The sequence below is a fragment of the Zoogloea oryzae genome, from assembly GCF_030161255.1.
Classification (GTDB): Bacteria; Pseudomonadota; Gammaproteobacteria; order Burkholderiales; family Rhodocyclaceae; genus Zoogloea; species Zoogloea oryzae.
Map to the genome: position 1 here is coordinate 1 of NZ_BSPX01000065.1, position 23,815 is coordinate 23,815.

Sequence of the window (23,815 nt, forward strand, 5' to 3'; positions counted from 1 at the left end):
GCAGCCCGGCGGCCTTCTCGAGCGCGGGGCGGCCGGCATCCACCAGGTAATAGCCCACGTGGGCGGGCCGCCCGCCGGTGCCCCGGGCGGCGGCCCGGGCCAGATCCACCGCCAGGCGGGCCACCTGGTTCTCGCCCAGCTGGCCGCGCCGGGCGATCTCCTCGGTGGCGTGGCGGTAGTGGTCGCGGGTGGCGAAATCCATCCGGCCATACACGCCGCCGGGGTCGCCCCGCAGGGTCTGCTCGACGAGGCTCAGGTTCTCGACGAAATCCCGCCAGTCCAGGGTGCCGAGCACCCGCAGGCTGCCGATGCTGTTGCTGATGGACACCTGATCGGCGGCCTGCTGCTGGTTTTCGGACTGGACGAGCTGCACGATGGTCTGGCCGGACTGGGCCAGACGCTGCTCGATCCAGGTGAGCGGCAGGGCCAGCGCCGGCCCCCGGCCCTGCAGGCGCCGGGCCAGCTCGGCCACGAAGGCGCCGACCATCGGCGGGTTGGAGCGCACCATGTCGGCGATCACCAGAATTAGGCTGCGCGGGTCGTCCTCGACGGTCTGGATCAGGCGGTCGGCCCAGGTGCCGGCCAGCTCGCGCTCGGCCCAGCCGGCGGCCACCCGCACGCTGACGCGGCGCAGGTTCTCGATCACGGCCAGCCGCAGCATGATGGGGATCGCCCACAGCTCGCCCAGTTCGAGGGGGGTGACGGTCTGGTAGGCGGTCACGAAGCGGCCGAGGCTCTCGGCGTCGACCCGCCCGTCCCCGTGGGAGACGGTCTCGAGGGCGATGTCGTACACCCGCGGGGCGCCGGGCTCGGTGGGGCTGTCGGCGAGGCGCGGCAGGGCGCGGCTGTAGCCTTCGGGCAGCAGGCTGCGGGCCATGCGGACCTGTTCTTCGAGCAGGTAGAAGTTGTCCAGCAGCCATTCGCCGGCGGGGGTGACGCGGCGCTTGTCGGCCACCGCCTCGGTGAGCTGGCGGCACACGTCCACCAGCACCCGCTCGTTGTCGGCGAGGCGGGCCAGCAGGCGGTCGCGCACCCGGCCGCGGGCCAGGGTGGTGTGGGAGGCCGCCAGGCGCTTGCCGTGGGTGGCCATCTGGTCGGCGCTGAACAGCTCGGCGCGGAGCGGCGGTTCCTCGGTCTCGGCCGAGACCTGTCGGGGTTTGCCGGCCAGCCAGTCCCTGAGGCGCGGGAAGGAGTCGACGGGGGCGGTCACGACAGTTCGGCCCGTTGCACCGCGCGGCGGATGCGGCGCACACCCACGGCGGCGGCGATCACCACCACCGGTATCGCCAGCCCCACCACGATCTCCGGATTGACCGGCGCGCCGCCGGCCTTGAGGGCCTTGGCGAGGTAGGCGATGAGGCCGGCCACGTAGTAGCTGATGGCCGCGATGGACAGCCCCTCGACGGTCTCCTGCAGGCGCAGCTGCATCCGGGCGCGGCGGGCGGTGGCGTTGAGGATGATCTGGTTCTGCTGCTGGAGGGTCATGTCCACCCGGGTGCGCAGCAGCTCGCTGGCCCGGCTGATCCGCTCGGACAGGCTCTCCTGCAGGCGGGCCACGGTTTCGCAGGTGTTCATCGCCGGGAGCAGGCGCCGCTCGACGAACTCCCGCAGGGTCGGCAGGCCCTCGACCCGCTGCTCGCGCAGCTCGGCGATGCGCCGGGTGACGAGTTCCTGGTGGGCGCGGGCGGTGCAGATCCGGTACAGGGTGGCGGAGATGGTGCCCTCCACGGTGGCGGCGAGGCGGGTCAGGCGGTCGAGCAGCGCGGGTTCGTCCTTGCTGTGCACCTCGGCCATCTCGGTGATGAGGGCGGCCAGCTGGGCGTCGGCATCCACCAGCACCGGCAGGGTCGCGCGGGCCAGCGGAAAGGCCTGGAGGGCGCGCATCAGGTAGGTCTCGATCTCGAACAGGCGCAGCACCGTGCGCCCGGCCTGGCCGGGGGCGAGCCGGATGTCGTCGATCAGGATGCGGCTGAAGCCATCGGCGTGGATGCGGAAGTCCGTCACCACGCTGGCGACGCCGTCGCCCACCCGCGAGGCGTTGATCGGGTTGCCCTCGAACAGCTGGGCCAGCTCGTCGTCGGCGTGCTTGACCGGCGGCATCGCGCGCAGGGCCATGTGGGCGGCGACCAGCACGGTGCCGGGCAGCTTCTCGAGCCAGTCCTGGGGAACGCTGCCGATGACCGGATCGGCGAACGGCGTCTCGAAATCGCCGTGGCGGAAGAAGGTGTAGCTGCTGCAGTTGGGGCGGTGTTCCCAGCGCAGGCGGAAGACGCCCAGATCCACCTGGAAGTGGGTGAGGTCGGCGGCCGGCGAGGCCACGCCGTAGCGGGTGCACAGCTCGACGAGGTGTTCGTACTCGGCCTGCCGCCCGTCGGGCTCGGTGCACACGGCCAGGTAGGACGCCTGCTCGGGGGCCTGAAGGGCTTCCAGCGGGCGGGCATGCAGCTCGTAGTTGAGCGCAAAGCGCTGCGGGTGATTGGCCAGGATTGCCATGAATGAACCTCCCCCAGTTCGTCATGCGACGGCTGACGATGAACCGGAGGGGACGCCGTGCCGCAGGGCGCGGAGCCACGGGGAAACCTCGCAGGCAGCCTAGCCACAAGGCGCTGTGGGGTCGGTGCGCTGCCGCACACAGGGGCCTGCCATGCCGGATTCATCATCCCGGGTGCGTCAGCGCACCGACCGGGGTGCGCGTCCCGGGCATGCTCGGCCGGTGAGCCAAGACGCGGCGGGCTTCCGCCCTGCCGGTCGGCCGCTTCATTCAACGAAGGGAATCACCATGAAAACCCGATCCGCCGGAGCACTCCGGTCCGGCCTGCCGGTACTCGTCGCCGTCGCGGCGATTGTTGTGGGCGGCTGCGCAAGCACGCCCGCCCCCGTCGAACAGTTGGCCGTGTCCACCGCCGCGGTCGGCCGGGCCGGCAGCGCCGGCGGCAGCGAGATGGCCCCCGCCGAGATGCAGATGGCGCGGGAGAAGCTCGACCTGGCCAAGCGCGCCATGGTCAGCGAGGACTTTGACAGCGCCCGCCGGTTTGCCCAGCAGGCCCAGGTGGACGCCCAGCTCGCCGAGGCCAAGTCGCGCTCGGTGAAGGCCCGCAAGGCCGCCGACGAATTGCAGGAAGGCATCCGCGTGCTGCGCGAAGAGCTCGACCGCAAGAACAAATGATTGCCCAGACAAAAGGAACGACCGTGACTGAAAACCGGATTTTCGCGATGACCCTCGTCGCGCTGGCCACCCTGGCCGGCTGTAGTTCGACGCCCCCGAAGAACGCGCTGCTGGACCAGGCGCGCAGCGACTACCAGATCGCCGAGGCGAATCCCCAGGCCCGCGAGTTTGCGGCGGGCGAGATGAAGCAGGCCGGCGACGCCCTGAAGCTGGCCGATGAGGCGTCGATGCGCGGCGACAAGCCGGCCGACGTGGATCACCTGGCCTACCTGGCCAAGCAGCGGGTGGCGATCGCCCAGGAGACCGGCAACCAGAAGGCCGCCGAGAAGGCCGTTGCCGGTGCCGAAGGTGCCCGCGACAAGGTGCGCCTGGCGGCCCGCACCACCGAAGCCGACATGGCCCATCGCAGCGCCGACAGCGCCCGCATGGCCACCGGCGACGCCCAGGCCCGCAACCGCGAGCTGGAAAGCCAACTGAAGGCCCTCAATGCCCGGCAGACCCCCCGCGGCATGGTGGTGACCATCGGCGACGTGCTGTTCGACACCGACCGGGCCGAGATCCGGTCGGGTGGCCGGCGCAACATGGAGAAGCTGGCGGCCTTCCTGAAGGCTAACCCGGAGCGCAAGGCGATGATCGAAGGCTTTACCGACAGCACCGGCAGCGACGTCCACAACCGGGAACTCTCCGGCCGGCGTGCCGACGCGGTGATGGGGGCGTTGGTGGACATGGGTATCGGCAGCTCGCGCCTCTCGGCCCACGGCTATGGCGAGGCCTATCCGGTGGCCGGCAACGGCAGCATCGGCGGCCGCCAGATGAACCGTCGGGTGGAGGTGGTGCTGTCGGATGAGAACGGCAACATCCCGGCCCGCTGAGCCGGTGCCCGCCGGCGCCTTGGGGTGTCGGCGGGGGATGTTCCGGGCAGCCCCGGCAAGGCCGTGCAGATGGCCGGGCCGGGGCGTGCCCGTTTACCGGCCGGGTAAACGTGTGCTTCCCGGCAGGGCCGGGAAGATTGGGGAGGTATTTGGGGGCTGGCCGGGGATGCCTGCCAACCCCGGGGATTCAGTGGCGTGGCGGGCGGAGGTTGCCCTCCCAGCCGCAGCCCATCGCCGTGCATCGGTATCGCCGGACCGCGCCGAAGAGGCCGCGCAGCACATCCACGAAGCGGCGCGGCACCCGGTAGGCGGAGCTGTCGCAGCGGGGGCATTCGCGGTCGAGCCAGTCTTCGGTGGCGTCCTTGCCGGGCTTCACAGGGGCGGCGCAGCGGCGGCCGGGGCGGCCAGACTGCCGCCTTCGTCTTCCCACACCTTCAGCCGTGCCCGCGGGCGGCGGGCCTGCCTGGCGCTCAGGCGCTCGGCCATCTGGGTTACAAAGGGGGAGAGGCTGGCGGGGCCGTCGGCCGGCCCCGCCCGGGGGGTGAAACGCATGAATGTGTTCATGACCACGATCCTTCCATGTAATTGCCGGCCCGCCTGGGCCCGTGCCGCGCCATGCGCGGGGCGTGATGCGTGGCCGCGGCATGGCGCGAACGGGTCAGGACGGGCTTTTCGGCGGTGAATCCTTGTTGGCGTCCTCGAACTTCTTGAGCTGCGCCTCGGCTTCGTCCTTGGTGATCCCGTAGGCTTCCTGGATCTTGCCGGACAGGTCGTCGCGCTTGCCGGCGATCACGTCCAGGTGGTCGTCGGTGAGCTTGCCCCACTGCGCCTTGACCTTGCCCTTGAATTGCTTCCAGTTACCTTCAACGATGTCCCAGTTCATTTTCGACTCCTTGTGTTGATTGGCCGGACGGCGGAATTGCCGGCCGGACGCGCCGTTCAGCGCCGGTTCATCAGAAAGCCGATGACGAAGCCGGCGACTGCGGCACCCCCCAGCACCTGCCAGGGGTTTTCCTTCACGTAGGTCTGGGTGACGTCGGCCGCCACGCGGGCCTTGTGGGCCATCCGGTGGCGGGTGTCGTCGTAGCGGGAGCGGGCCTCGCCCATCGCTTCATGGATCGTCGAACGGGCGGCGGCGTAGCCGTCCGCGGTGGTGCTGGCGGCGTCGGTCAGCAACGCATCGGCACGGCCGGCGGCCTGCTTCACGTCATTCACGAAGGTGGTCCGGCGGCTGTCGCCGGTGTCCTGCAGGGCGGTGGTTTCGGTGGTCATGATGTCTCCTGGTGCAAGTGGATCGAGTGCGGGGGGCGATCGGCGCCGGGGGCTCGGGCCGCGGGCTCCTCTGGCTGCATCGTGGCCCTGGCGGTGGCCGATGTCGGTGCGCCAACGTACGCAACTGGCGTGGCGGAGCCTTGGTTCGGTAGCGCACAGACCCGCCGGCCTTTCCTGCGCACACTGGGCTGCAACCCTGGAAAGGACGCCCATCATGCTGATCACCTTCAAGTCCGCCGCCTCCGGCGACCTCATCACCTTCGAGAAGAACGCCCGCCAGATGCTGGAAGTCCTCGGCAAGGATCGGGACGACGGCCAGGGCATCTTCACCGTGGAACAGCTTCCGGCGGCCATCGACTGCCTGCGCCGGGCCATCGCCGACGACGTGGCGACCTACACCGTCAAGGCCGGCGCCGCGCCCCAGTCGATGGCCGACGAAGGCGAAGGCGTGAGCTTCCACCAGCGGGCGGTGCCGCTGCTCGACATGCTGGAACGGGCCGCTGCCGACGGCGTGCCGGTCACCTGGGGCGTGTGAGCCCCGCCCACGGGATGGGGCTTCGTGCGCTACCGCCCCGACACGGGGCGACGATCGGCCCACGCTGCAGCGGGTCGATCCCCACGGCGCCGACCCCCGGCGCCGGCTACCCGGAGGCCTCCCGTGCCGTCTATCGTTGCTGCCAACCGCCTGCTCGAAGCCCTGCCGGCCACCGAACGCGGGCGTCTGCTGGATCACTGCGAACCCGTCGTACTGCGTTTCGCGGAGATCCTTGCCGAAGCCGGCGAGCCGATCCGCGAGGTGTGGTTTCCCATCCGCTGCGCCATCGTCCAGGTGGCCCGGATCGACGGCCACGCCAATCTGGAGGTCGGGCTGGTGGGTGACGAAGGGGCCCTCGGCGCCTCGCTGGTGCTGGATGTGGCGGAATCGCCCCAGCAGGCGCTGGTGCAGGAGCCGGGTGAGGCGCTGCGCATCGAGGCCGGCCGCTTTCGCCGGGAGCTGGCGCGCAGCCCGGCGCTGACCCGGGTGCTGCGCCACTACATCCACGCCCAGATGGGTCAGCTGGCGCAGACCGCCGGGTGCACCCGCTTTCACGTGGTCGAGGCGCGCCTCGCCCGCTGGCTGCTGATGACCCAGGACCGGGCCCATTCCAGCCAGTTTCACCTCACTCACGAGTTCCTGGCCAACGTGCTGGGGGTGCGTCGGGTGGGCATCACCCGCGCCGCCACCACGCTGCAGAGCCACCGGCTGATCCGCTACACCCGGGGCGACATCACGGTGACCGACCGGGCCGGCCTGGAGGCCGCGGCCTGCGGCTGCTACGCCGCCGACAAGATCTGCTACCAACGCAGCATGGCGATGCCCGCCGCTGCCCGAACCCAACCGCAACCGTGAATCACCCCCCGCCATGACTTACTGCGTTGGCATCATGCTCGACACCGGACTGGTCTTCGCGTCCGACTCCCGGACCCACGCGGGCGTCGACAACTTTGCCCGCTTCTGCAAGATGACCGTCTTCGAGCGCCCCGGCGACCGGGTGCTGGTGCTGCTCAGCTCCGGCAGCCTGGCCGGCACCCAGGCGGTGATCAGCCTGCTCAAGCAGCGCAACGAGCGGGCCGAGGGCGCCACCCTGTGGCAGGCGGCGTCGATGTTCGACGCGGCCATGCTGGTCTCCGACGCCATGCGCGACGTGGACCGCCGCGACGGGGAATACCTGGAGGAGACCGGCTTCAACGCCTCCTTCATCTTCGGCGGCCAGATCGCCGGCGGGCCGCCCCACCTGTTCCGCATCTACGCCGAGGGCAACTTCATCGAGGCCAGCCTCGAGACGCCCTACCTGCAGACCGGCGAGACCAAGTACGGCAAGCCGGTGATCGACTGGGGCATCACCCGCGCCACCGGCCTCAACGACGCCGCCAAGTGCGTGCTGGTGTCCTTCGATTCGACGATGCGCAGCAACCTGTCGGTGGGCATGCCCATCGACCTGATCTGCTACCAGCGCAACAGCCTCGAAGTGCGCATGCGCCGCCGTTTCGACGCGGGCGACGGCTACTTCGCCCGGCTTGGCGACGAATGGAGCGCCGGCACCCGCGAGGTGTTCCGCCGCCTGCCCCGGCTGGACTGGTGATGACCGGGCCGGCTCCCGGCGTGGTGGTCACCTGCGAGCACGGGGGCAACCACATCCCGGCCCTGTACCGCGCCCTCTTCGGCGACCTGCAGGCCGCGCTGGCCAGCCACCGGGGCTTCGACCCCGGCGCCCTGGAGATGGCCGAAGACCTGGCCCGGGCCTTTGGCGCGCCGCTGGTGTCGTCCACCGTGAGCCGCCTGCTGGTGGACCTGAACCGCTCGGTGGGCCACCCGCGGCTGCATGCCGGCCCCGTCCGCAGCCTGGGCGAGGGGCAGAAGGCCGAGATCCTGGCGCGCTTCTACCGCCCCTACCGCAGCCGCGCCGAGCAGGCCATCCGCACCGCCATCGCCGAACACGGCGCGGTGCTCCACCTGTCGTCCCACAGCTTCACGCCGGAGCTCGACGGCAAGCGCCGCACCGCCGACATCGGCCTGCTCTACGACCCCCGGCGACCCGGCGAAGCCGCCCTGTGCGAGCGCTGGAAGACCGCCCTCGGCGCCCGCCTGCCGGCGCTCAACATCCGCCGCAACTATCCCTACGCCGGCAAGGGCGACGGCCTGACCGCCTGGCTGCGCCAGCGCCTGTCGCCCGAAAGCTATGTGGGCGTGGAGCTTGAAGTGAATCAGCAGCACATCCTCGGCACGGGCAGCCATTGGCCCGCCCTGCGCGAGGCCATCGTCACCGCGCTGCGCGACGCCCTCGCCGGCGACGCGCCCCCCGCGCCGCGCTGACCCGTTCCATCGCCCCCTTCCCCCAGGAGCCCGCCATGAAGATCCGTATCGGTTTCGACCTGATCTACGACTGCCCCCAGCCCACCCCGATGATCCTGACGCTCACCGTCCACGCCTCCCGGGTGGCCGATCTGCTCACCCCCGACCTGCTGGTCACCGAGCCGGCGGTGCCGGTGACGGCCTACCGGGACACCTTCGGCAACTGGTGCTCGCGGCTGCTGGCTCCCAAGGGCACGCTGCGCCTGTCGACGGACGCCCTGGTGCACGACAGCGGGCTGCCCGACATCGTGGTGCCCAACGCCCGCCAGACGCCGGTGACCGAGCTGCCCGACGAGACGCTGCTGTTTCTGCTGGGGAGCCGCTACTGCGAGACGGACCGCCTGACCGAGGTGGCCTGGAAGCTGTTCGGCCACACGCCGCCGGGCTGGGCGCGGGTGCAGGCGGTGTGCGACTACGTGCACAGCCACATCGTGTTCGGCTACGAGCACGCCCGCCACACCAAGACCGCCTGGGATGTGTTCCACGAGCGGGTCGGCGTGTGCCGGGATTACGCTCACCTGGCGATCACCTTCTGCCGCTGCCTGAACATTCCGGCGCGCTACTGCACCGGCTACCTGGGCGACATGGGGATGCCGCCGCCCTACGGCCCGATGGATTTCGCCGGCTGGTTCGAGGTGTGGCTCGACGGCCACTGGTACACCTTCGATGCCCGCAACAACACGCCGCGCATCGGCCGGGTGCTCATCGCCCGGGGGCGCGATGCGGCCGACGTGGCGATCAGCAACACCTTCGGGCCCAACACCCTCAAGCGCTTCATCGTGCGCACCGACGAGGTGCCGGAGAGCGTGCCGGCCTGGCCGGCCGTCTGATCCGCTGAAGCCGCCCGCGGGGGCTCGACGCTACTGCAGCGTGTCGAGCCCCCGCGGTGCGTCGGTGGCCGGCTTGACGCCGGCCTTCTGGCGGGGCCGGCCCTTCTCGGCCACCTCCACCACCACGATGCGGCATTCCCGGCGGGCCTCGTCGGCCACCGCCTCGATCCGCACCAGCACCTCTGGCCGCTGGGCGGTGGCCATCAGGGCGATCTCGCACTTGCTGCGGGCCTTGCCGCCGAGCACCTCATCCACGAAGGCGTTGAACTCGGGCACGAAGGCCGGCTTGACGAAGGCGCCGAAGCGCAGGCGCCCCATCTGCGAGCGCTTGATGCCGAGCAGGATCGCCCCCGCCAGGTTGATCTGCAGGATGGTGCCCTGGTTGTCGAGGGTGAAATAGCCCACCGGTGCGAAGTCGTAGAGGTCGGCGTATTTCTCCCGCAGGGCGTCGGCCTCGTCGTAGGCCTGGCGGAGCTCCTCGTTGTGCATCTCCAGCTCGATCTGGTGCACCTGCAGCTCGTGCAGCAGGTGGGCGGTGTCCCACGGGATGCTGCTGTCGGCTACCGGGCTGGCCTGCTTGTGCCGGGCTTCGGCGCGCTGGCGCAGGGTGGCCGGGTTGGGGCGGGCGCGCTGGGTGGTGAGGCTCGCCGTCATCAGGCGGAGCAGGCGCTGGTATTCGGTGCGCACGATGGCGTAGCACTCGCAGGCCCGCGACTCCAGCCCGGCCCGGTCGAGCACCGTGATATGACCGCGGCGGTACTGGATCAGGCCGGCGGACTGGAGCTTGCAGGCGGCCTCGGTGACGCCTTCGCGGCGCACCCCGAGGAGGTTGGAGATCGTCTCCTGGGTGACGTCGAGCTGCATGCCCGAGATCTGGTCGAGGTTGCGGAGCAGCCACCGGCACAGCTGCTGGTCGACGGTGTGGTGCCGGTTGCACAGCACGCTCTGCGCCATCTCGGTCATCAGGGCCTGGGTGTAGCACAGGGACATGCGCCGCAGGTTGCCGCCCTGGTTGAGCTCCCAGCTCATCAGCTCGGCCCGCAGGCGGTAGGCGCCGCCGGCGTGCTGGACGACGATGCGGTAGTTGGCGGTGTCGCCGCCGAGGACCAGCGGAATGCCGATCAGCCCGTCGTTGCCGGTCATCGCCAGCTCCACCGACGAGCCATCCTTGAGGCTGGAGATCAGCGAGAAGATGCAGGTGGTCGGAAAATACACGCTGGTCAGATCGTCGCCCGATTCGAGGATCGTCTGGCCGGCGGTGAGGCTCACGAACTCCAGATCGTCCGCCAGCCTGGCGTACTCCTCCGGAAGCAGCGCCGCGAGGATGCGGTTCTGTCGCGCACCTTCATGAATGTCGTCGGGCATTCGCCCCTCCTGCCTGTGGATACCTGCCGTGATTGGGTGCGCGGAAGCGCCATCGCAGTCGTTTCAGCTTAGTCCAAAAAGCGTATCGGCTACGTGCGGTGGCCCACATATGACTTTCGCAAGCCGGGGCCGCCGCCGGGGTCAGTTTCCGAGCAGGCCGCGCAGTACGTAGGGCAGGATGCCGCCGTTGCGGTAGTAGTCCACCTCCACCGGGGTGTCGATGCGCAGCAGGAGGGGGATTTCTCGGGTGGCGCCGTCGGGGCGGCGGATCTTCAGGGTCACGCTCTGGCGGGGGGCGATGCCGGCCTCCAGGCCCGACAGGTCGAACGTCTCGTCGCCGCGGATGCCGAGGCTGGTGGCGTCGCTGCCGGCGGCAAACTGCAGGGGCAGCACGCCCATGCCCACCAGGTTGGAGCGGTGGATGCGCTCGAAGCTCTTCGCCACCACGGCCTTCACGCCGAGCAGCCGGGTGCCCTTGGCGGCCCAGTCGCGGCTGGAGCCGGTCCCGTATTCGTCACCGGCGAAGATCACGGTGGGGGTGCCGGCGGCCACGTAATCCATCGCCGCGTCGAAGATCGTCTTGAGGGCGCCGCCGGGCTGGGCGAGGGTCAGCCCGCCTTCCACCGGCCGGCCGTCCTGGTCGGGCGGCAGCATGAGGTTGCGGATGCGCACGTTGGCGAAGGTGCCGCGCATCATCACCTCGTGGTGGCCGCGGCGCGAGCCGTAGCTGTTGAACTCGTCGGGGGTGACGCCGTGGGCCTGCAGCCAGCGCCCGGCGGGCGAGCTGGCCTTGATCGAGCCGGCCGGGCTGATGTGGTCGGTGGTCACCGAATCGCCGAAGATCGCCAGCGCCCGGGCGCCGCGGATCGACGGGATGGGCGCGGGGGTCATCCCGAAGTCGTCGAAGAAGGGCGGCTCGGCGATGTAGGTGGAGGTGTCCCAGCCGTAGCTGTAACCGGTGCTGGTGGCGATGGCGTTCCACAGGGGGTTGCCGGTGGCGAAGTCGGCGTACAGGTGGCGGTAGGTTTCGGGCCGGGTGGCGCTGGCGATGGCGGCGCCCACTTCGTCCTGGCTGGGCCAGATGTCGCGCAGGTACACCGGCTGGCCGTCGCTGCCGGTGCCGAGGGGCTCGGTGTCCAGGTCGATGCCGACCCGCCCGGCCAGCGCGAAAGCCACCACCAGCGGCGGGCTCATCAGGAAGTTGGCCTTGATGGCCGGGTGGATGCGGGCCTCGAAGTTGCGGTTGCCCGACAGCACCGAGGCGCAGATCAGGTCGTGGCCGGTGACCACGCCTTCGAGCTCGGGCGCCAGCGGGCCGGCGTTGCCGATGCAGGTGGTGCAGCCGTAGGCCACCACGCGAAAACCCAGGGCTTCCAGCGGTTCGATGAGGCCGGCCTTGCCGAGGTAGTCGGTGACCACCCGCGAGCCGGGGGCGAGGGAGGTCTTGATGTGGGGCGCGACCCGCAGCCCGCGGGCCACCGCCTTCTGGGCGAGCAGCCCGGCGGCGAGCATCACGCCGGGGTTGGAGGTGTTGGTGCACGAGGTGATGGCGGCGATCAGCACGTCGCCGTGGGCGAGGCGGGTGCCGTCGGCAAGGGGCGCTGCTGCGTCGCCCGGATCGGCCGGCTTGCCGTAGCCGCCCTCCCCGGCCGGCGCCGCCAGCAGCTGGGCGAAGCGGCGCTTGAGGGCCGGCAGGGCGATGCGGTCCTGGGGCCGGCCGGGGCCGGCGACGCTGGGTACGACACTGGCGAGGTCCAGTTCGAGCTGGGCGCTGTAGTCGATCTCGCCGGTGCGCGGCATGCCGAACAGGCCCTGGGCCTGGTAGTAGCGCACGAAGGTGTCCACCTCCTCGTCGCTGCGCCCGGTGGCAGCGAGGTAGGCGGCGGTGACTTCATCGGGCGGGAAGAAGCCCATCGTCGCGCCGTACTCCGGCGCCATGTTGGCGAGGGTGGCCCGGTCGGGCAGGGTGAGGGAGGCCGCGCCGTCGCCGAAGAACTCGACGAACTTGCCGACCACCCTGGCCTTGCGCAGCATCTCGGTGACCGCCAGCACCAGATCGGTGGCGGTGACGCCTTCGCGCAGTCGGCCGGCCAGATGCACGCCGACCACGTCCGGGGTGAGGATGTACACCGGCTGGCCGAGCATGCCGGCCTCCGCCTCGATGCCGCCCACGCCCCAGCCCACCACGCCGAGGGCGTTGATCATGGTGGTGTGGGAGTCGGTGCCCACCAGGGTGTCCGGGTAGTACAGGTCGTCGTCGTGGATCACGCCGCGGGCCAGGTATTCCAGATTCACCTGGTGCACGATGCCGATGCCCGGCGGCACCACGCGGAAGGTGTCGAAGGCCTGCATGCCCCACTTGATGAAGCGGTAGCGCTCGGCGTTGCGGGCGAATTCGAGGCGCATGTTGAGGTCGAGGGCGTCGCCTTCGCGGTAGTGATCCACCTGCACCGAGTGGTCCACCACCAGATCGACCGGCACCCGCGGCTCGACCACCCGCGGGTTCTTGCCGAAGCGCCGGGCCACGTCGCGCATGGCGGCCAGATCGCACAGCAGCGGCACGCCGGTGAAATCCTGCAGCACGATGCGGGCGACCACGAAGGGGATCTCGTCGGTGCGTTCGGCGCGGGGCTGCCAGCCGGCCAGCCGGCGCACGTCGGCCTCGGTGATGCGCCGGCCGTCGAGGTTGCGCAGCAGGGATTCGAGGATGATCCGCAGCGACACCGGCAGGCGCCCGAGGCGCGGAAAGCCGGCGTCGGCCAGGGCGGGCAGCGAATGGAAGCGGCCGCTGCGGCCGGCGGCGAGGAAGAAGCGGGTCAGGGTGTGGAAGGGGTTGGCGGACATGGCGTACTCCTGGTGACGCAGCCGCCCGGACTGCGAGGCGGTGGGAACGCCGGCACGGCCCGACAGGGCGCGGGGGGTGGTATCGAACTACACTCAGGTAAGACCCCTGCCGCCCGGCATCGTTCGTCCAACCGGGAGATTGTCATGCCCCGCCCGACCCGCACCGAGACCGACGCCTTCGGCCCCATCGAGGTGGCCGCCGACGCCCTGTGGGGCGCCCAGACCCAGCGCTCCCTGCATCACTTCGCGATCTCCACCGAACGTATGCCGGTGCCGCTGATCCGCGCGCTGGCCGAGGTCAAGCGCGCCTGCGCCCGGGTCAATGGCGAGCTGGGCCTGCTGCCGGCCTACAAGGCCGCGGCCATCATCGCCGCCGCCGACGAGGTGCTCGCCGGCGATCACCCGGACGCCTTTCCGCTGTCGGTGTGGCAGACCGGATCGGGCACCCAGACCAACATGAACATGAACGAGGTGCTGGCCAACCGGGCCTCCGAGATCCTCGGTGGCGAGCGGGGCATGGGGCGGCTGATCCACCCCAACGACCACGTGAATCTCGGCCAGTCGTCCAACGACGTGTTTCCCACCGCGATGCACGTGGCGGCGGTGGCCACCGTGAGCGGCACGCTGCAGCCGGCGCTGCGGGCCCTGGCGGCGACGCTGGCAGCCAAGGCGGCGGAGTTTGCCGACATCGTGAAGATCGGCCGCACCCATCTGCAGGACGCCACGCCGCTCACCGTCGGGCAGGAGATGTCGGGCTGGGTGGCCCAGCTGGATCACGCCGCCCGGGTCATCGAGGCGAGCCTGCCGGCGCTGGAGGAGCTGGCCATTGGCGGCACCGCGGTGGGTACCGGGCTCAACGCGCCGCCCGGTTTTGGTGAGCGGGTGGCGGCCGAGCTGGCGGTGCGCTGCGGCCTGCCCCTGCGCAGCGCGCCCAACAAGTTTGCCGCGCTGGCCGCCAACGACGGGCTGGTGGCGGCCCACGGCGCGCTGAAGACCCTGGCCGTGGCGCTGATGAAGATCGCCAACGACGTGCGCTGGCTGGCCTCGGGGCCGCGCTCGGGGCTGGGCGAGCTGGTGATCCCGGAGAACGAGCCGGGCAGCTCGATCATGCCCGGCAAGGTGAACCCGACCCAGTGCGAGGCGCTGACGATGGTGTGCTGCCAGGTGTTCGGCAACGACGTGGCGATCACCGTGGGCGGGGCGTCGGGCAACTTCGAGTTGAACGTCTTCAAGCCGCTCATCGCCCACAACTTTCTGGCGAGCGTGCGCCTGCTGGCCGATGCGATGGCCAGCTTCGACGCCCACTGCGCCCGGGGCATCGAGGTGAATCGCCCGCGGGTGGCGGAGCTTGTTTCGCGTTCGTTGATGCTGGTGACGGCCCTTAGCCCGCACATCGGCTACGACCGGGCGGCGGCCATCGCCAAGCACGCCCACCACGCTGGCCTCACCCTGCGCGAGGCGGCGCTGGCGCTGGGCGACGTGACCGGCGAGGAGTTCGACGCGTGGGTGCAGGCCGGCGAGATGACCGGCCCGCAGGCCTGAGCCGGCTTACGGGGCCGCGGACACCAGCTCGGCGAGCTTGGCCAGGCCGGTGTCCATCTCGTCTTCGGCCGCGTGGCTGAAGTTGAGGCGCAGGGTGCCGAGGGCGGCGTCGCTGGCGTAGAAGGCTTCGCCGGGCATGAAGGCGACGCCGCGCTGAATGGCGGCCGGCAGCAGCAGGCGGGTGTCCACCGGGCGCTTGAGCTGGAGCCAGAAGAACAGCCCGCCGGCGGGCGTCTGCCAGTCGGCCAGGGCGCCGAAGTGGCGGCGCAGGGCGGCGTCGAAGGCGTCGCGCTTGGCCCGGTAGAAATCCGCCAGCCGGGCGAGCCGCGCCGGGCGTCCGGCGGCTTCGAGCTGCTGGAGCACCAGCCACTGGCTGAGCCGGTTGCTGTGCAGGTCGGCGGCCTGCTTGAGGCGCACCAGCGGCGTGAACAGCTCCGGCGAAGCCGCCAGGAAACCCAGCCGCAGGCCCGGCGCGAGGCTCTTGGAGAACGAGCCCTGGTAGATCCACGGGCTGCCTTCGATGCCGGCGCACACCGGGCGCCGGTCGCAGGCGTCGAACACCAGATCGCGGTAGGGGTCGTCCTCGAACATCGGCACGCCGGATGCCATGCACGCTTCGGCCAGCGCCGCCCGCTCGGCGACGGTGTAGCAGCGGCCGGTGGGGTTCTGGAAGGTGGGGATGGCGTAGGCGAGGGCCGGGCGGTGGTCGCGGAAGAAATCGGCGCTCACGGTTTCGGGCGCGAAGGGCAGGAAGCGCGCACCGAAGAAGCGGAACACCTGCAGTGCGGCAAGATAGGTGGGCGATTCGACGGCGACCGGGGTGCCGGCGTCGACGAACAGCTTGCCCACCAGGTCGATGCCCTGCTGGGAGCCCGAGAGCACCAGCACGCGGTCGGGCGTGGCGTCGAGGCCGAGGGCGGCGAGCTCCAGCGCGATGCGTTCGCGGAGTGCCGGGTCGCCTTCGGACGGGCCGTACTGCAGGGCCGAATCCGGCGCGGCGAGGCCGAAGTCGGGGAAGGTCTCCGCGGCGGGCAGCCCGCCGGCGAAGGAGATCATGCCGGGCCGCCCTACGACCTCCAGGATCTCCCGGATCGGCGACGGGTGCAGGTCGTGCACGCGGGCGGAGAGGGAGAGCGGAAGGCGGTCGGCGGTACGGGAAGGCATGGCTTTCTCCAGAGACGATGGGGTAGAATTGGTCAAGTATATTGACCTATTAATCCTGATCCTCCCGCCGAGAAATGTCAATATGGTTGACCTAAATCGTCAGGCCGAGCTGCGCGAGGCCATCGAGCTGTTTTTCTTTGGATATCGGGCCTTCACCGCGCCGCCGGATCGCCTGCTGGAGGCCTGGGATCTGGGCCGCGTGCATCACCGGGTGCTGTACTTCGTGGCGCGCCGGCCGGGCATCACCGTGACCGAGCTGCAGGGCGTGCTGGGGGTGAGCAAGCAGGCGCTCAACGGGCCGCTGCGTCAGGTGGCCGAGGCCGGGCTGGTGGGCAGCGCCGCCGATGCGTCGGATAAGCGGGTGCGCCGGCTGCACCTGACCGACAAGGGCGGGCAGCTGGAGGCGGCGCTGACGGGCACCCAGGTGGAGATGCTGGAGAAGGTGTTTGCCCGGCTGGGCGCGGACGCGGAGCTGGCCTGGAAGCAGGTGATGCAGGCCCTGGCGGCGCCGCCGGAGGCCTGATCCGGGGTATCGCGGGGGTGGGGCTCAGTGCCCCTTGAGGGCGTAGATGCCGGGGGCGTTGCGCCAGTAACCCTTGTAGTCCATGCCGCTGCCGAACAGGAAGCGGTCGGCCACCTCGAGCCCGGTGAAATCGGCGCGCATCGCCGGCCAGGCCTTGCGCTCGTGGTTCTTGTGGACCAGCACCGCGGAGAAGACTTCCCGCGCGCCTTCGGCCTTGAGGAAGTCGATGATCGCGGCGAGGGTGTGGCCCTCGTCGAGGATGTCGTCGAGCACCAGCACCGTGCGTTCGCAGAGGTCGTGGGTGGGGCTCACCAGCCAGTCGAGCAGCGTGCCGTGCAGCGCGTGGCCGTAGCGGGTGGCGTGGAGATAGCCCACTTCGAGGGGAAACGGCAGGCGCGGCAGCAACCGGCCGGCCAGCACCAGCCCGCCGTTCATCACGGTGTAGACCAGCGGGTTCTTGTCGTGCAGGCGGGCGGTGATGTCGGAGGCGAGGCGCGTCAGGGCGGCGTCCACTTCGGTGGCGTCGCACAGGCAGTCGGCCTCCTCGCGGACGCGGCGGATTTCGTCGAGGTCGACGGGCTTCATGGGGTGGATCTCAGGAAACGAGGTTGCGCGCCCGGCGGACGAGCTGCCAGCCCAGCCAGCCCCGGCGGAACCAGCGCAGGGCCGCCCGGGGCCGGGCGACCAGCACGAAGATGCCGATGCCGGACAGGATGGGCGCGTTGTTGCGCGCCCACAGGACGCCATCGACGACCTTGTCGACGCCGCGGAAGACGGGCGCGAAACCCTGGGCGTGATGAATCAGCGCGGCCCGCTGGTCGGCGCTGCGGATCTGCAGGCGCTGCTTGTGCAGGGCCAGTTCGACGAGTTCGGGGCTCATTCTTTGCGGCGCAGGGCTTCCCGGTCGTGGGCGATCTCGGCCAGGCTCGCGCTGAAAAGCCTTGACCCGGCACGCAGCCGGGCGGCGGCGCGGGTACCAGCCCACACCCCGGCGATGAACAGCCCGGTGGTGGCGAGGCCGAGGGCCAGCAGACGGTGGCTGTCCCAGAACAGCACCGTGAGGAAGGCCATCAGGAAGACGAAGCCGAAGCCGATGAACAGCGCGGCCAGCACGGTATCGAACAGGAAGCTGCCGGCCCGCAGCTTTTCTTCCTTCAGTTCGACGGAGAAGAGTTCGAGCCGGGTCTGGAGCGTGGCCAGCCCGGAGTCGGCGAACCCCTTGAGGGATTCGCCAAGGCGCGTGGGCGCGGAATCGCTCATGCGATGTCGCGCTTAGCGGCGGTTGACCAGCAGACCCAGCAGGAAGCCCACGCCGGCTGCCACACCGACGGCCTTCCAGGGGTTGTCGTGGACGTAGTCGTCGGTGGCGCGGGCCGCGGCCTTGGTCTTCTCGACGACGGCGGCTTCGATGTCCTGGAACTTGTACTTGGCGGAGGTGAGGCGCTCGCCGAGGCGGGCGCGCACGTCGGCGACCTTGTCACCGGCCTGGCCGGCGGTGAGCTTGAGGAGCTCTTCGGTGTCGGCGACGACGGCCTTGAAATCGGAAACGAGTTTTTCCTTGGTGACTTGTGCTTCGCTCATGGTGTTCTCCTGGTTTTTTTACTGAGGCAAGGGAAGACGGTTGGGCTGCCCTGGGTGCTGCTTTCGGCGGCCATGTGATCCTGACCAAGGCTAATCCCAATCGTTCCCGAAGGCAAACAACGATGGTGCAGGCCGCAGCGGGCGCTGATGCGTGCCGGACCGCGCCACGCATCAGGCATCTTGCGATGTCTTATAAATTAATTCTATTGAATAAAGACATCGCCTCGGCCGAAAAGGGAAAGCGCGTCGTCATTCGCCGAAGGGGTAGTCGTAATCGACGGTGAGGGGCGCGTGATCGCTGAAGCGCTGGTCTTTGTATACGGCCGCGTGCCGGGCGCGTTGGCCGAGTTCGGGGGTGGCGATCTGGTAGTCGAGCCGCCAGCCGACGTTCTTGGCCCAGGCCTGGCCGCGGTTCGACCACCACGTGTAGCAGGCGTCGGTGGCTTCGGGGTGGAGCCGGCGATAGGTGTCGATCCAGCCCTGCTCGTCGAAAAGCCGGCCGAGCCAGGCGCGTTCTTCGGGCAGGAAGCCGGAGTTCTTCTGGTTGGAGCGCCAGTTCTTCAGGTCGATGGCCTGGTGGGCAATATTCCAGTCGCCGCAGACGATCACGTCCTGGCCGCTGGCGCGCAATTCGGCCATGCGGTGGATGAACAGGTCCATGAAACGGAATTTTGCAATTTGGCGCTCGTCAGAACTGGAACCAGAGGGCAAATATAGGGAAACGACGGAAAGCGAGCCAAAATCGGCCTGAAGATAACGCCCCTCGGCGTCGAATTCTTCATTGCCGATGCCTTCAATGATGCGGTCGGGCCGCTTTCGGGTGTAAATTCCCACGCCGCTGTAGCCTTTTTTTGCAGCGCAATGAAAATAGCCGGTCAGCGAACCGGGGTTGATCATCTCCGGCGTCAGGTCGCCGATCTGTGCCTTGAGCTCCTGCAGGCACACGACATCCGCGTTCTGAAGTGCCAGCCAGGGCAGGAACCCTTTCACGCTGGCCGAACGGATGCCGTTGAGGTTGACGGTCACGACGCGTAACATTTTGTGTAACTTGGTCCGATTTTTGGAAACGAAGTGAATTTTAGCCGCGATTTCATTCAGCTCGCCTGCGACAAGGGTGTTCTGCGATTTGGTGAGTTCGTCACCAAGGCGGGGCGGCTGTCGCCCTATTTCTTCAACGCGGGCCTGTTCAACGACGGCGCGTCCTTCGGTCAGCTGTGTGATTTCTACGCGCGCACCCTGGTGGCGGCCGATCTGCCCTGCGACATGCTCTTCGGGCCGGCCTACAAGGGCATCCCGCTGGTGGCCGGCACGGCCATGCGGCTTGCCGAACGCGGCCACAGCCTGCCCTTCTGCTTCAACCGCAAGGAAGCCAAGGACCACGGCGAAGGCGGCACCCTGGTCGGCGCACCCCTGGCCGGCCGCGTGGCGATCCTCGACGACGTGATCTCCGCCGGCACCTCGGTGCGCGAATCCGTCGAGATCATCCGCGCCCACGGCGCCACGCCGTCGGCGGTGGTGATCGCCCTCGACCGCATGGAGCGTGGCACCGGCAGCCTGTCGGCGGTGCAGGAAGTGCGCGACACCTACGGCATCCCGGTGCTGGCGGTGGCAACCCTGACCGATCTCATCGCCTACCTCCACGACAGCCCCGCCCTGGCGGCCAACCTGGAAGCCGTACAGCGCTACCGGGCAACCTATGGTGTGGCCGCGGAAGCCTGATCCAATGGTTCGACGCGCCCTTCTCCTCGCCCTCTGGACCGCGCTGCCCGCGTGGGCGCAGACGCCCACGAAGGGGACGGTGTTCTGCTGCATGGACAACGGCCACCAGGTGTGCGGCGACGTGCTGCCGATGCAGTGCTACGGCAAGGGCTACCGCGAGATGAGCCCCCAGGGCACGGTGCGTCGTCTCGTCGAGCCGCCCCTGACGCCCGAGCAGCTGGCCCGGCGCGAGGCCGAGGACCGCGCCCGGCGCCTGGAACAGGCCCGGCTGCGCGCCGAGCAGCGACGCAACCAGTCGTTGCTGGAGACCTACTCCAGCGTGGCCGACATCGAAACCCGCCGCGACCGCGCGCTGGAAGGCGTGGACCAGGAGCTCAAGCGTGCCGAGGCCCGGCAGGCCCAGCTGCTCAAGAAGCGTGAAAGCCTCAACCGCGAGGCCGAGTTCTACGCCAGGCGCCCGATGCCGTCGCCCCTTGCGGCGGCCCTGCGCGAGTCCGACAGCGAGCTGGCCGCCCAGGGGTCGGTGATCGAAGCGAAGAAGCGCGAGGTCGAGGCGATCCGCACCCGCTACGAGCAGGACCGCATCCGCTACATCGCGCTGACCGATCCCCGCGGCAGCACTCCGCCGCCCCGCTGAAACATTTTTCCTCCCTTCCCGGGGCGGCGCCGGGAGCCCGTCTTTTCATCGCGCATATTCCCCTGTCAATTAAGGGTGCAATTTGCTTCGTGGAATGAAATCCGGGATCGCCTTTGTTGGCGAGCATTTCCCGGGTTTTGCCAAATGTATTTCGCCGTTGTATCCGCGCAAGGCTTTCTGACATTTGCATTCCACCAAATCGTCCTTGAATGAAAACAAGCGTGTCAGGTGCGCTCATTCTGGGTCGGGGAGGCGAGAACGTGAATGGTCGCCGATTTGGTGCATGATAAACTTTGAAGCATGCAGGACATCCAGAAAGCCGGGACCGAACGGTGGATTCAGATACGTAGTCATACGTCCTTTCGTCTCCTTTCCGATTCCAGAAAATAAACATGCTTCGATACAAGATCGTCCCCGTCACCCCGTTTGAACAGAATTGCTCGCTGCTGTGGTGTGATGCTTCGCGCCGCGCCGCGGTGGTGGATCCGGGGGGTGATGTGGACCGCATCACGGAAGCCATTGGAGCGCTCGGCCTGACGGTGGAGAAGATTCTTCTTACCCACGGCCATATCGATCATGCTGGCGGGACGGCCGAGCTGGCCCGTCGCCTCAATGTGCCGATCGAAGGTCCGGAGCGTGAAGACAGCTTCTGGATCGACGCCCTGCCCCAGCAGAGCAAGATGTTTGGCTTTCCGCAGGTCGAGGCTTTCACGCCCGACCGCTGGCTGGTCGATGGTGACACCGTCAGCATTGGCGAGGAAACCCTGGATGTGCTGCATTGCCCGGGTCATACACCCGGGCACGTCGTCTTCTTCAGCACCGCTGCACGCCTGGCGGTGGTGGGTGATGTGCTTTTTGCCGGTTCCATCGGCCGTACCGATTTCCCCCGTGGAAATCATGCCACGCTCGTGAATTCCATCCGTCACAAGCTCTGGCCGTTGGGCAAGGATGTGGCTTTCATTCCTGGCCATGGTCCGATGTCGGATTTTGGCGAGGAGCGCGAAAGCAATCCTTATGTGGGTGACTACGCATGAACTCCGTTCGCGTGAATTGCTGCCAAAGGAGTCTGGCGCGTGGTTGTGGGTGGACGTGCTTAATTTCTCGAAAAAGGTAGACCAGCGTGCGATTCGCTATTCTCGAAGATGATCCGGCCCAGATGGAAGTCCTGACGGGCTGGCTGAGGGAAGCCGGGCACGATGTGCATGGTTTCGGATTGGCTCGCGAATTGATGCGCGTAGCGAGCCGTGAAAGTTTTGACCTGTTCCTGGTGGATTGGGTGCTGCCCGATCTCACCGGCGAGCAGGTGCTGCGCTGGCTGCGCGTGGAGCGCGGCAACGATACGCCGGCGATCTTCATCACCTCCCGCGATGCGGAGGAGGATATCGCCAATGCCTTCAGCGCCGGGGCCGACGACTATCTGATCAAGCCACCGCGCCGGATCGAACTGCTGTCGCGGATCGAGGCGGTGATGCGCCGCTCGCAGCCGCGCACCAATAACCAGAGTCTGGTGGTGGCGCCGTACAACTTCGACCTGGCCCGCAAGATGCTGACGGTCGATGGGGTGCCCGTCGAGATGACCGACAAGGAGTTCGAGCTGGCGGCCTTCCTGTTCCGCAACCTGGGCCGTCTGCTGTCCCGTGGTCACCTGCTGGAAGCCGTCTGGGGCCGTAACCCCGACCTGGCGACCCGGACGGTCGATACCCACATCAGCCGTGTCCGCAGCAAGCTCAACCTGCGTCCGGAAAACGGCTTCCGTCTGACTCCGACCTATAACTTCGGTTACCGGCTGGAGCGCATCGACCCGTCCGAGTCGCCTTCTCTTGGCACGGCAGTGCTTTCGCCGGCCTGATGTTTTCCGGGGTTCCCGTCCGGGAACCCCGTTTTCCGCGCGCTTACTTCTTCAGCGCGTCACGGATTTCCCGCAGCAGCTTCACGTCTTCCGGTTCGGCCGGGGCTTCTTCGACCGGAGCGGGCTCTTCACGCTTGAGCTTGTTCATCGCCTTGATGGCCACGAAGATGGCCATCGCCACGATCATGAAGTCGATGATGGAGTTGACGAACACGCCGTACTTGAACAGCGGGGCACCGGCCTTTTCGGCGGCTTCCATGGTTTCGAAGGTCTTGTCACCCAGGTTGAGGTAAAGGTGCTTGAAGTCGACGCCACCCAGCAGCTTGCCGATAACCGGCATCAGCATGTCCTTGACGAGGGAATCGACGATTTTCTGGAAGGCCCCGCCGATGATCACACCGACGGCGAGGTCGACCACATTGCCTTTCATTGCAAATTCTTTGAATTCCTGAAGAAAGCTCATAACTACCCCTTGTATCGATTGATAATCCAGATTATTGGCTTGAGAAACCGGTACCTTGCCATAAGGGTCAAGGCATCCTTTTCCATCTTAAAAGGCCGATTGCCCCTTAAGCTCGTGTCTTTAGCACGGCGTGACACAGTTCAGGACAAGTTTGCGAAGTTTTGCACCCTGCGGTTGCCCGCCAACTAATATATCGAGCCAAACTCGACCGAAAGACACCGTCCGTGGTTTGTCATCCTCTACGTTTTCTGGGCCTTGCCGTGGGTGCCCTGGCATCCTGCGGCGCCCTCGCCGCCGATCGGGAACTCATCTACACCACGCGATCGGGCGATACGCTCATCGGTCTGGAACGACAGTTCCTGGCTGCGCCGTTTGGCTGGAAGAACCTCCAGCTCCACAACCGCGTGCTCGATTCCCTGCGGGTGCCGGTGGGGGCCAAGCTGCGGATTCCCGAAGCGTGGATGCGGATTGAACCGAAGATGGCCCGGGTGATTGCCCTGCAGGGCGACGTGACGATGGACGGCCGGGCCCTCGGGCTTGACGCCAAGGTGCCCGCCGGCGCCTTCCTGCGCACTGGCGTGGGCGCCTTCGTGACCCTCGCGATGCCCGACGAATCCCGCCTGACCGTCCAGCCCCAGAGCGCCGCGCGTCTCGACAAGCTGCATGGCGTGCCGGGTTTCAGCGGCCAGAGCGCCGAAGTCTTCCTCGAACGGGGGCGCGTCGAAACCCGCGTCGAGGCCCAGCGCGGGCCGGCCGCCCGTTACCAGATCCGCACGCCGACCGGCTCCGTCGCCGTTCGCGGCACCGAATTCCGCGTCGGCGCCAACCCCGACGCCCACGCCGCCCAGGCTGAAGTCACCGGGGGCGAGGTGCAGTTCAACCCCGCCGGCAGCGGCGCGCCGAAGGCCCTGCCGACGGGCTTTGGCCTCGTCGCCAAGGCCGGTCAGGCGCTGCCGCCGGTTCGCCCGCTGTTGCCCGCGCCGGCGCTCGACGGCGTCCCCGCCCGGTTCGAGCAGCTTGCCTTGAGCCTGCCCTTCACGCCCGTGGACAAGGCCACCGGCTACCGGGCCCAGGTTGCCCGCGACCAGGCCTTTG

At 68.6% G+C, this 23,815-nt stretch carries 28 protein-coding genes and 1 pseudogene; 14 read left to right on the forward strand and 15 right to left on the reverse strand.

The window, feature by feature from the left end:
* Positions 1-1,210, reverse strand: a pseudogene (locus tag QQK25_RS17475) (cyclic beta 1-2 glucan synthetase); the annotation flags it as partial.
* On the reverse strand, positions 1,207-2,493 hold the full coding sequence (locus QQK25_RS17480; RefSeq protein ID WP_284189084.1) for a DUF3422 family protein: 1,287 nt from the start codon (positions 2,491-2,493) through the stop codon (positions 1,207-1,209). The gene QQK25_RS17480 and the pseudogene QQK25_RS17475, both read right to left, overlap by 4 nt.
* A 286-nt stretch (positions 2,494-2,779) precedes the next feature.
* Between QQK25_RS17480 and QQK25_RS17485 the strand changes: the two genes are divergently transcribed.
* Together QQK25_RS17485 and QQK25_RS17490 are read left to right on the forward strand one after the other, a co-directional pair.
* The gene (locus tag QQK25_RS17485) at positions 2,780-3,166 is read left to right on the forward strand and encodes a DUF4398 domain-containing protein (RefSeq protein WP_284189085.1); all 387 of its coding nucleotides are present in this window, start codon (positions 2,780-2,782) and stop codon (positions 3,164-3,166) included.
* Positions 3,167-3,213: 47 nt separating this feature from the next.
* A complete protein-coding gene (locus QQK25_RS17490; protein ID WP_284189086.1) occupies positions 3,214-4,038 on the forward strand; it encodes an OmpA family protein in 825 nt (274 codons plus the stop codon).
* A 187-nt stretch (positions 4,039-4,225) separates the two neighbouring features.
* On the opposite strand, the gene QQK25_RS17495 is transcribed toward QQK25_RS17490, so the two are convergent.
* The 4 genes from QQK25_RS17495 to QQK25_RS17510 all read right to left on the reverse strand — a co-directional run bounded on the left by QQK25_RS17495 (position 4,226) and on the right by QQK25_RS17510 (position 5,310).
* Positions 4,226-4,414 (reverse strand): hypothetical protein, encoded by a 189-nt coding sequence (locus QQK25_RS17495; RefSeq protein ID WP_153162252.1) that lies wholly within the window; start codon positions 4,412-4,414, stop codon positions 4,226-4,228.
* A complete protein-coding gene (locus QQK25_RS17500) occupies positions 4,411-4,602 on the reverse strand; it encodes a hypothetical protein (protein ID WP_284189087.1) in 192 nt (63 codons plus the stop codon). Before QQK25_RS17500 ends, QQK25_RS17495 begins: the two co-directional genes overlap by 4 nt.
* Positions 4,603-4,696: 94 nt before the next feature.
* Entirely contained in the window at positions 4,697-4,921 is a 225-nt protein-coding gene (locus tag QQK25_RS17505) for a CsbD family protein (RefSeq protein WP_153162249.1), read from the reverse strand.
* Positions 4,922-4,977: 56 nt separating this feature from the next.
* Positions 4,978-5,310, reverse strand: a complete 333-nt coding sequence (locus QQK25_RS17510; protein WP_284189088.1) for an ElaB/YgaM/YqjD family protein — start codon at positions 5,308-5,310, stop codon at positions 4,978-4,980.
* A 214-nt stretch (positions 5,311-5,524) separates the two neighbouring features.
* On the opposite strand from QQK25_RS17510, the gene QQK25_RS17515 reads away from it, so the two are divergent.
* The 5 genes from QQK25_RS17515 (at position 5,525) to QQK25_RS17535 (ending at position 9,033) form a co-directional block, all read left to right on the forward strand.
* The gene (locus tag QQK25_RS17515; protein WP_284189089.1) at positions 5,525-5,845 is read left to right on the forward strand and encodes a DUF1840 domain-containing protein; all 321 of its coding nucleotides are present in this window, start codon (positions 5,525-5,527) and stop codon (positions 5,843-5,845) included.
* Between the two features lie 123 nt (positions 5,846-5,968).
* Positions 5,969-6,700, forward strand: a complete 732-nt coding sequence (locus tag QQK25_RS17520) for a Crp/Fnr family transcriptional regulator (protein WP_284189090.1) — start codon at positions 5,969-5,971, stop codon at positions 6,698-6,700.
* Positions 6,701-6,713: 13 nt separating this feature from the next.
* Positions 6,714-7,433 (forward strand): proteasome-type protease, encoded by a 720-nt coding sequence (locus tag QQK25_RS17525; protein ID WP_284189091.1) that lies wholly within the window; start codon positions 6,714-6,716, stop codon positions 7,431-7,433.
* Positions 7,433-8,164, forward strand: coding sequence for an N-formylglutamate amidohydrolase (locus tag QQK25_RS17530; RefSeq protein WP_284189092.1), 732 nt, complete (start codon positions 7,433-7,435; stop codon positions 8,162-8,164). Before QQK25_RS17525 ends, QQK25_RS17530 begins: the two co-directional genes overlap by 1 nt.
* A 35-nt stretch (positions 8,165-8,199) precedes the next feature.
* Positions 8,200-9,033 (forward strand): transglutaminase-like domain-containing protein, encoded by an 834-nt coding sequence (locus QQK25_RS17535; RefSeq protein WP_284189093.1) that lies wholly within the window; start codon positions 8,200-8,202, stop codon positions 9,031-9,033.
* A 30-nt stretch (positions 9,034-9,063) separates the two neighbouring features.
* On the opposite strand, the gene QQK25_RS17540 is transcribed toward QQK25_RS17535, so the two are convergent.
* On the reverse strand, positions 9,064-10,398 hold the full coding sequence (locus QQK25_RS17540) for a helix-turn-helix domain-containing protein (protein WP_284189094.1): 1,335 nt from the start codon (positions 10,396-10,398) through the stop codon (positions 9,064-9,066).
* Between the two features lie 141 nt (positions 10,399-10,539).
* On the reverse strand, positions 10,540-13,242 hold the full coding sequence (acnA, locus tag QQK25_RS17545; protein ID WP_284189095.1) for an aconitate hydratase AcnA: 2,703 nt from the start codon (positions 13,240-13,242) through the stop codon (positions 10,540-10,542).
* 144 nt (positions 13,243-13,386) lie between these two features.
* On the opposite strand from acnA, the gene fumC reads away from it, so the two are divergent.
* Positions 13,387-14,784, forward strand: coding sequence for a class II fumarate hydratase (gene fumC, locus QQK25_RS17550; RefSeq protein WP_284189096.1), 1,398 nt, complete (start codon positions 13,387-13,389; stop codon positions 14,782-14,784).
* 6 nt (positions 14,785-14,790) lie between these two features.
* Here the strand turns inward: fumC and QQK25_RS17555 are convergent, their stop codons facing one another.
* Entirely contained in the window at positions 14,791-15,948 is a 1,158-nt protein-coding gene (locus tag QQK25_RS17555) for an aminotransferase-like domain-containing protein (RefSeq protein ID WP_284189097.1), read from the reverse strand.
* An 82-nt stretch (positions 15,949-16,030) separates the two neighbouring features.
* On the opposite strand from QQK25_RS17555, the gene QQK25_RS17560 reads away from it, so the two are divergent.
* On the forward strand, positions 16,031-16,471 hold the full coding sequence (locus tag QQK25_RS17560; RefSeq protein WP_284189098.1) for a MarR family winged helix-turn-helix transcriptional regulator: 441 nt from the start codon (positions 16,031-16,033) through the stop codon (positions 16,469-16,471).
* 24 nt (positions 16,472-16,495) lie between these two features.
* Here the strand turns inward: QQK25_RS17560 and QQK25_RS17565 are convergent, their stop codons facing one another.
* The 5 genes from QQK25_RS17565 to QQK25_RS17585 form a co-directional block, all read right to left on the reverse strand.
* Positions 16,496-17,056 carry a hypoxanthine-guanine phosphoribosyltransferase gene (locus QQK25_RS17565; protein ID WP_153162230.1) on the reverse strand — a complete coding sequence of 187 codons (561 nt, stop codon included), beginning with the start codon at positions 17,054-17,056 and terminating at the stop codon, positions 16,496-16,498.
* A 10-nt stretch (positions 17,057-17,066) separates the two neighbouring features.
* A complete protein-coding gene (locus QQK25_RS17570) occupies positions 17,067-17,351 on the reverse strand; it encodes a YqjK-like family protein (RefSeq protein WP_284189099.1) in 285 nt (94 codons plus the stop codon).
* A complete protein-coding gene (locus QQK25_RS17575) occupies positions 17,348-17,731 on the reverse strand; it encodes a phage holin family protein (RefSeq protein WP_284189100.1) in 384 nt (127 codons plus the stop codon). Before QQK25_RS17575 ends, QQK25_RS17570 begins: the two co-directional genes overlap by 4 nt.
* A 12-nt stretch (positions 17,732-17,743) precedes the next feature.
* Positions 17,744-18,052: an ElaB/YgaM/YqjD family protein gene (locus QQK25_RS17580; RefSeq protein ID WP_153162224.1), complete on the reverse strand. Its 309-nt coding sequence runs from the start codon at positions 18,050-18,052 to the stop codon at positions 17,744-17,746.
* Between the two features lie 249 nt (positions 18,053-18,301).
* Positions 18,302-19,090, reverse strand: coding sequence for an exodeoxyribonuclease III (locus QQK25_RS17585; protein WP_284189101.1), 789 nt, complete (start codon positions 19,088-19,090; stop codon positions 18,302-18,304).
* A 33-nt stretch (positions 19,091-19,123) separates the two neighbouring features.
* Here QQK25_RS17585 and pyrE point away from each other — a divergent pair, with 33 nt between their 5' ends.
* The 4 genes from pyrE (at position 19,124) to QQK25_RS17605 (ending at position 22,257) form a co-directional block, all read left to right on the forward strand.
* Positions 19,124-19,771 (forward strand): orotate phosphoribosyltransferase, encoded by a 648-nt coding sequence (gene pyrE, locus QQK25_RS17590; protein ID WP_153162222.1) that lies wholly within the window; start codon positions 19,124-19,126, stop codon positions 19,769-19,771.
* 4 nt (positions 19,772-19,775) lie between these two features.
* A complete protein-coding gene (locus QQK25_RS17595; RefSeq protein ID WP_153162221.1) occupies positions 19,776-20,408 on the forward strand; it encodes a hypothetical protein in 633 nt (210 codons plus the stop codon).
* Positions 20,409-20,800: 392 nt separating this feature from the next.
* Positions 20,801-21,442 carry an MBL fold metallo-hydrolase gene (locus QQK25_RS17600; protein WP_153162219.1) on the forward strand — a complete coding sequence of 214 codons (642 nt, stop codon included), beginning with the start codon at positions 20,801-20,803 and terminating at the stop codon, positions 21,440-21,442.
* Between the two features lie 86 nt (positions 21,443-21,528).
* Positions 21,529-22,257, forward strand: a complete 729-nt coding sequence (locus QQK25_RS17605) for a response regulator transcription factor (RefSeq protein ID WP_228111918.1) — start codon at positions 21,529-21,531, stop codon at positions 22,255-22,257.
* A gap of 43 nt (positions 22,258-22,300) precedes the next feature.
* Here the strand turns inward: QQK25_RS17605 and mscL are convergent, their stop codons facing one another.
* Complete coding sequence (gene mscL, locus QQK25_RS17610) at positions 22,301-22,720, reverse strand: large conductance mechanosensitive channel protein MscL (protein WP_284189102.1); 420 nt, start codon at positions 22,718-22,720, stop codon at positions 22,301-22,303.
* Positions 22,721-22,980: 260 nt separating this feature from the next.
* On the opposite strand from mscL, the gene QQK25_RS17615 reads away from it, so the two are divergent.
* Positions 22,981-23,815: FecR family protein (locus tag QQK25_RS17615; protein ID WP_284189103.1), on the forward strand; the 835-nt coding region annotated here is incomplete at its 3' end.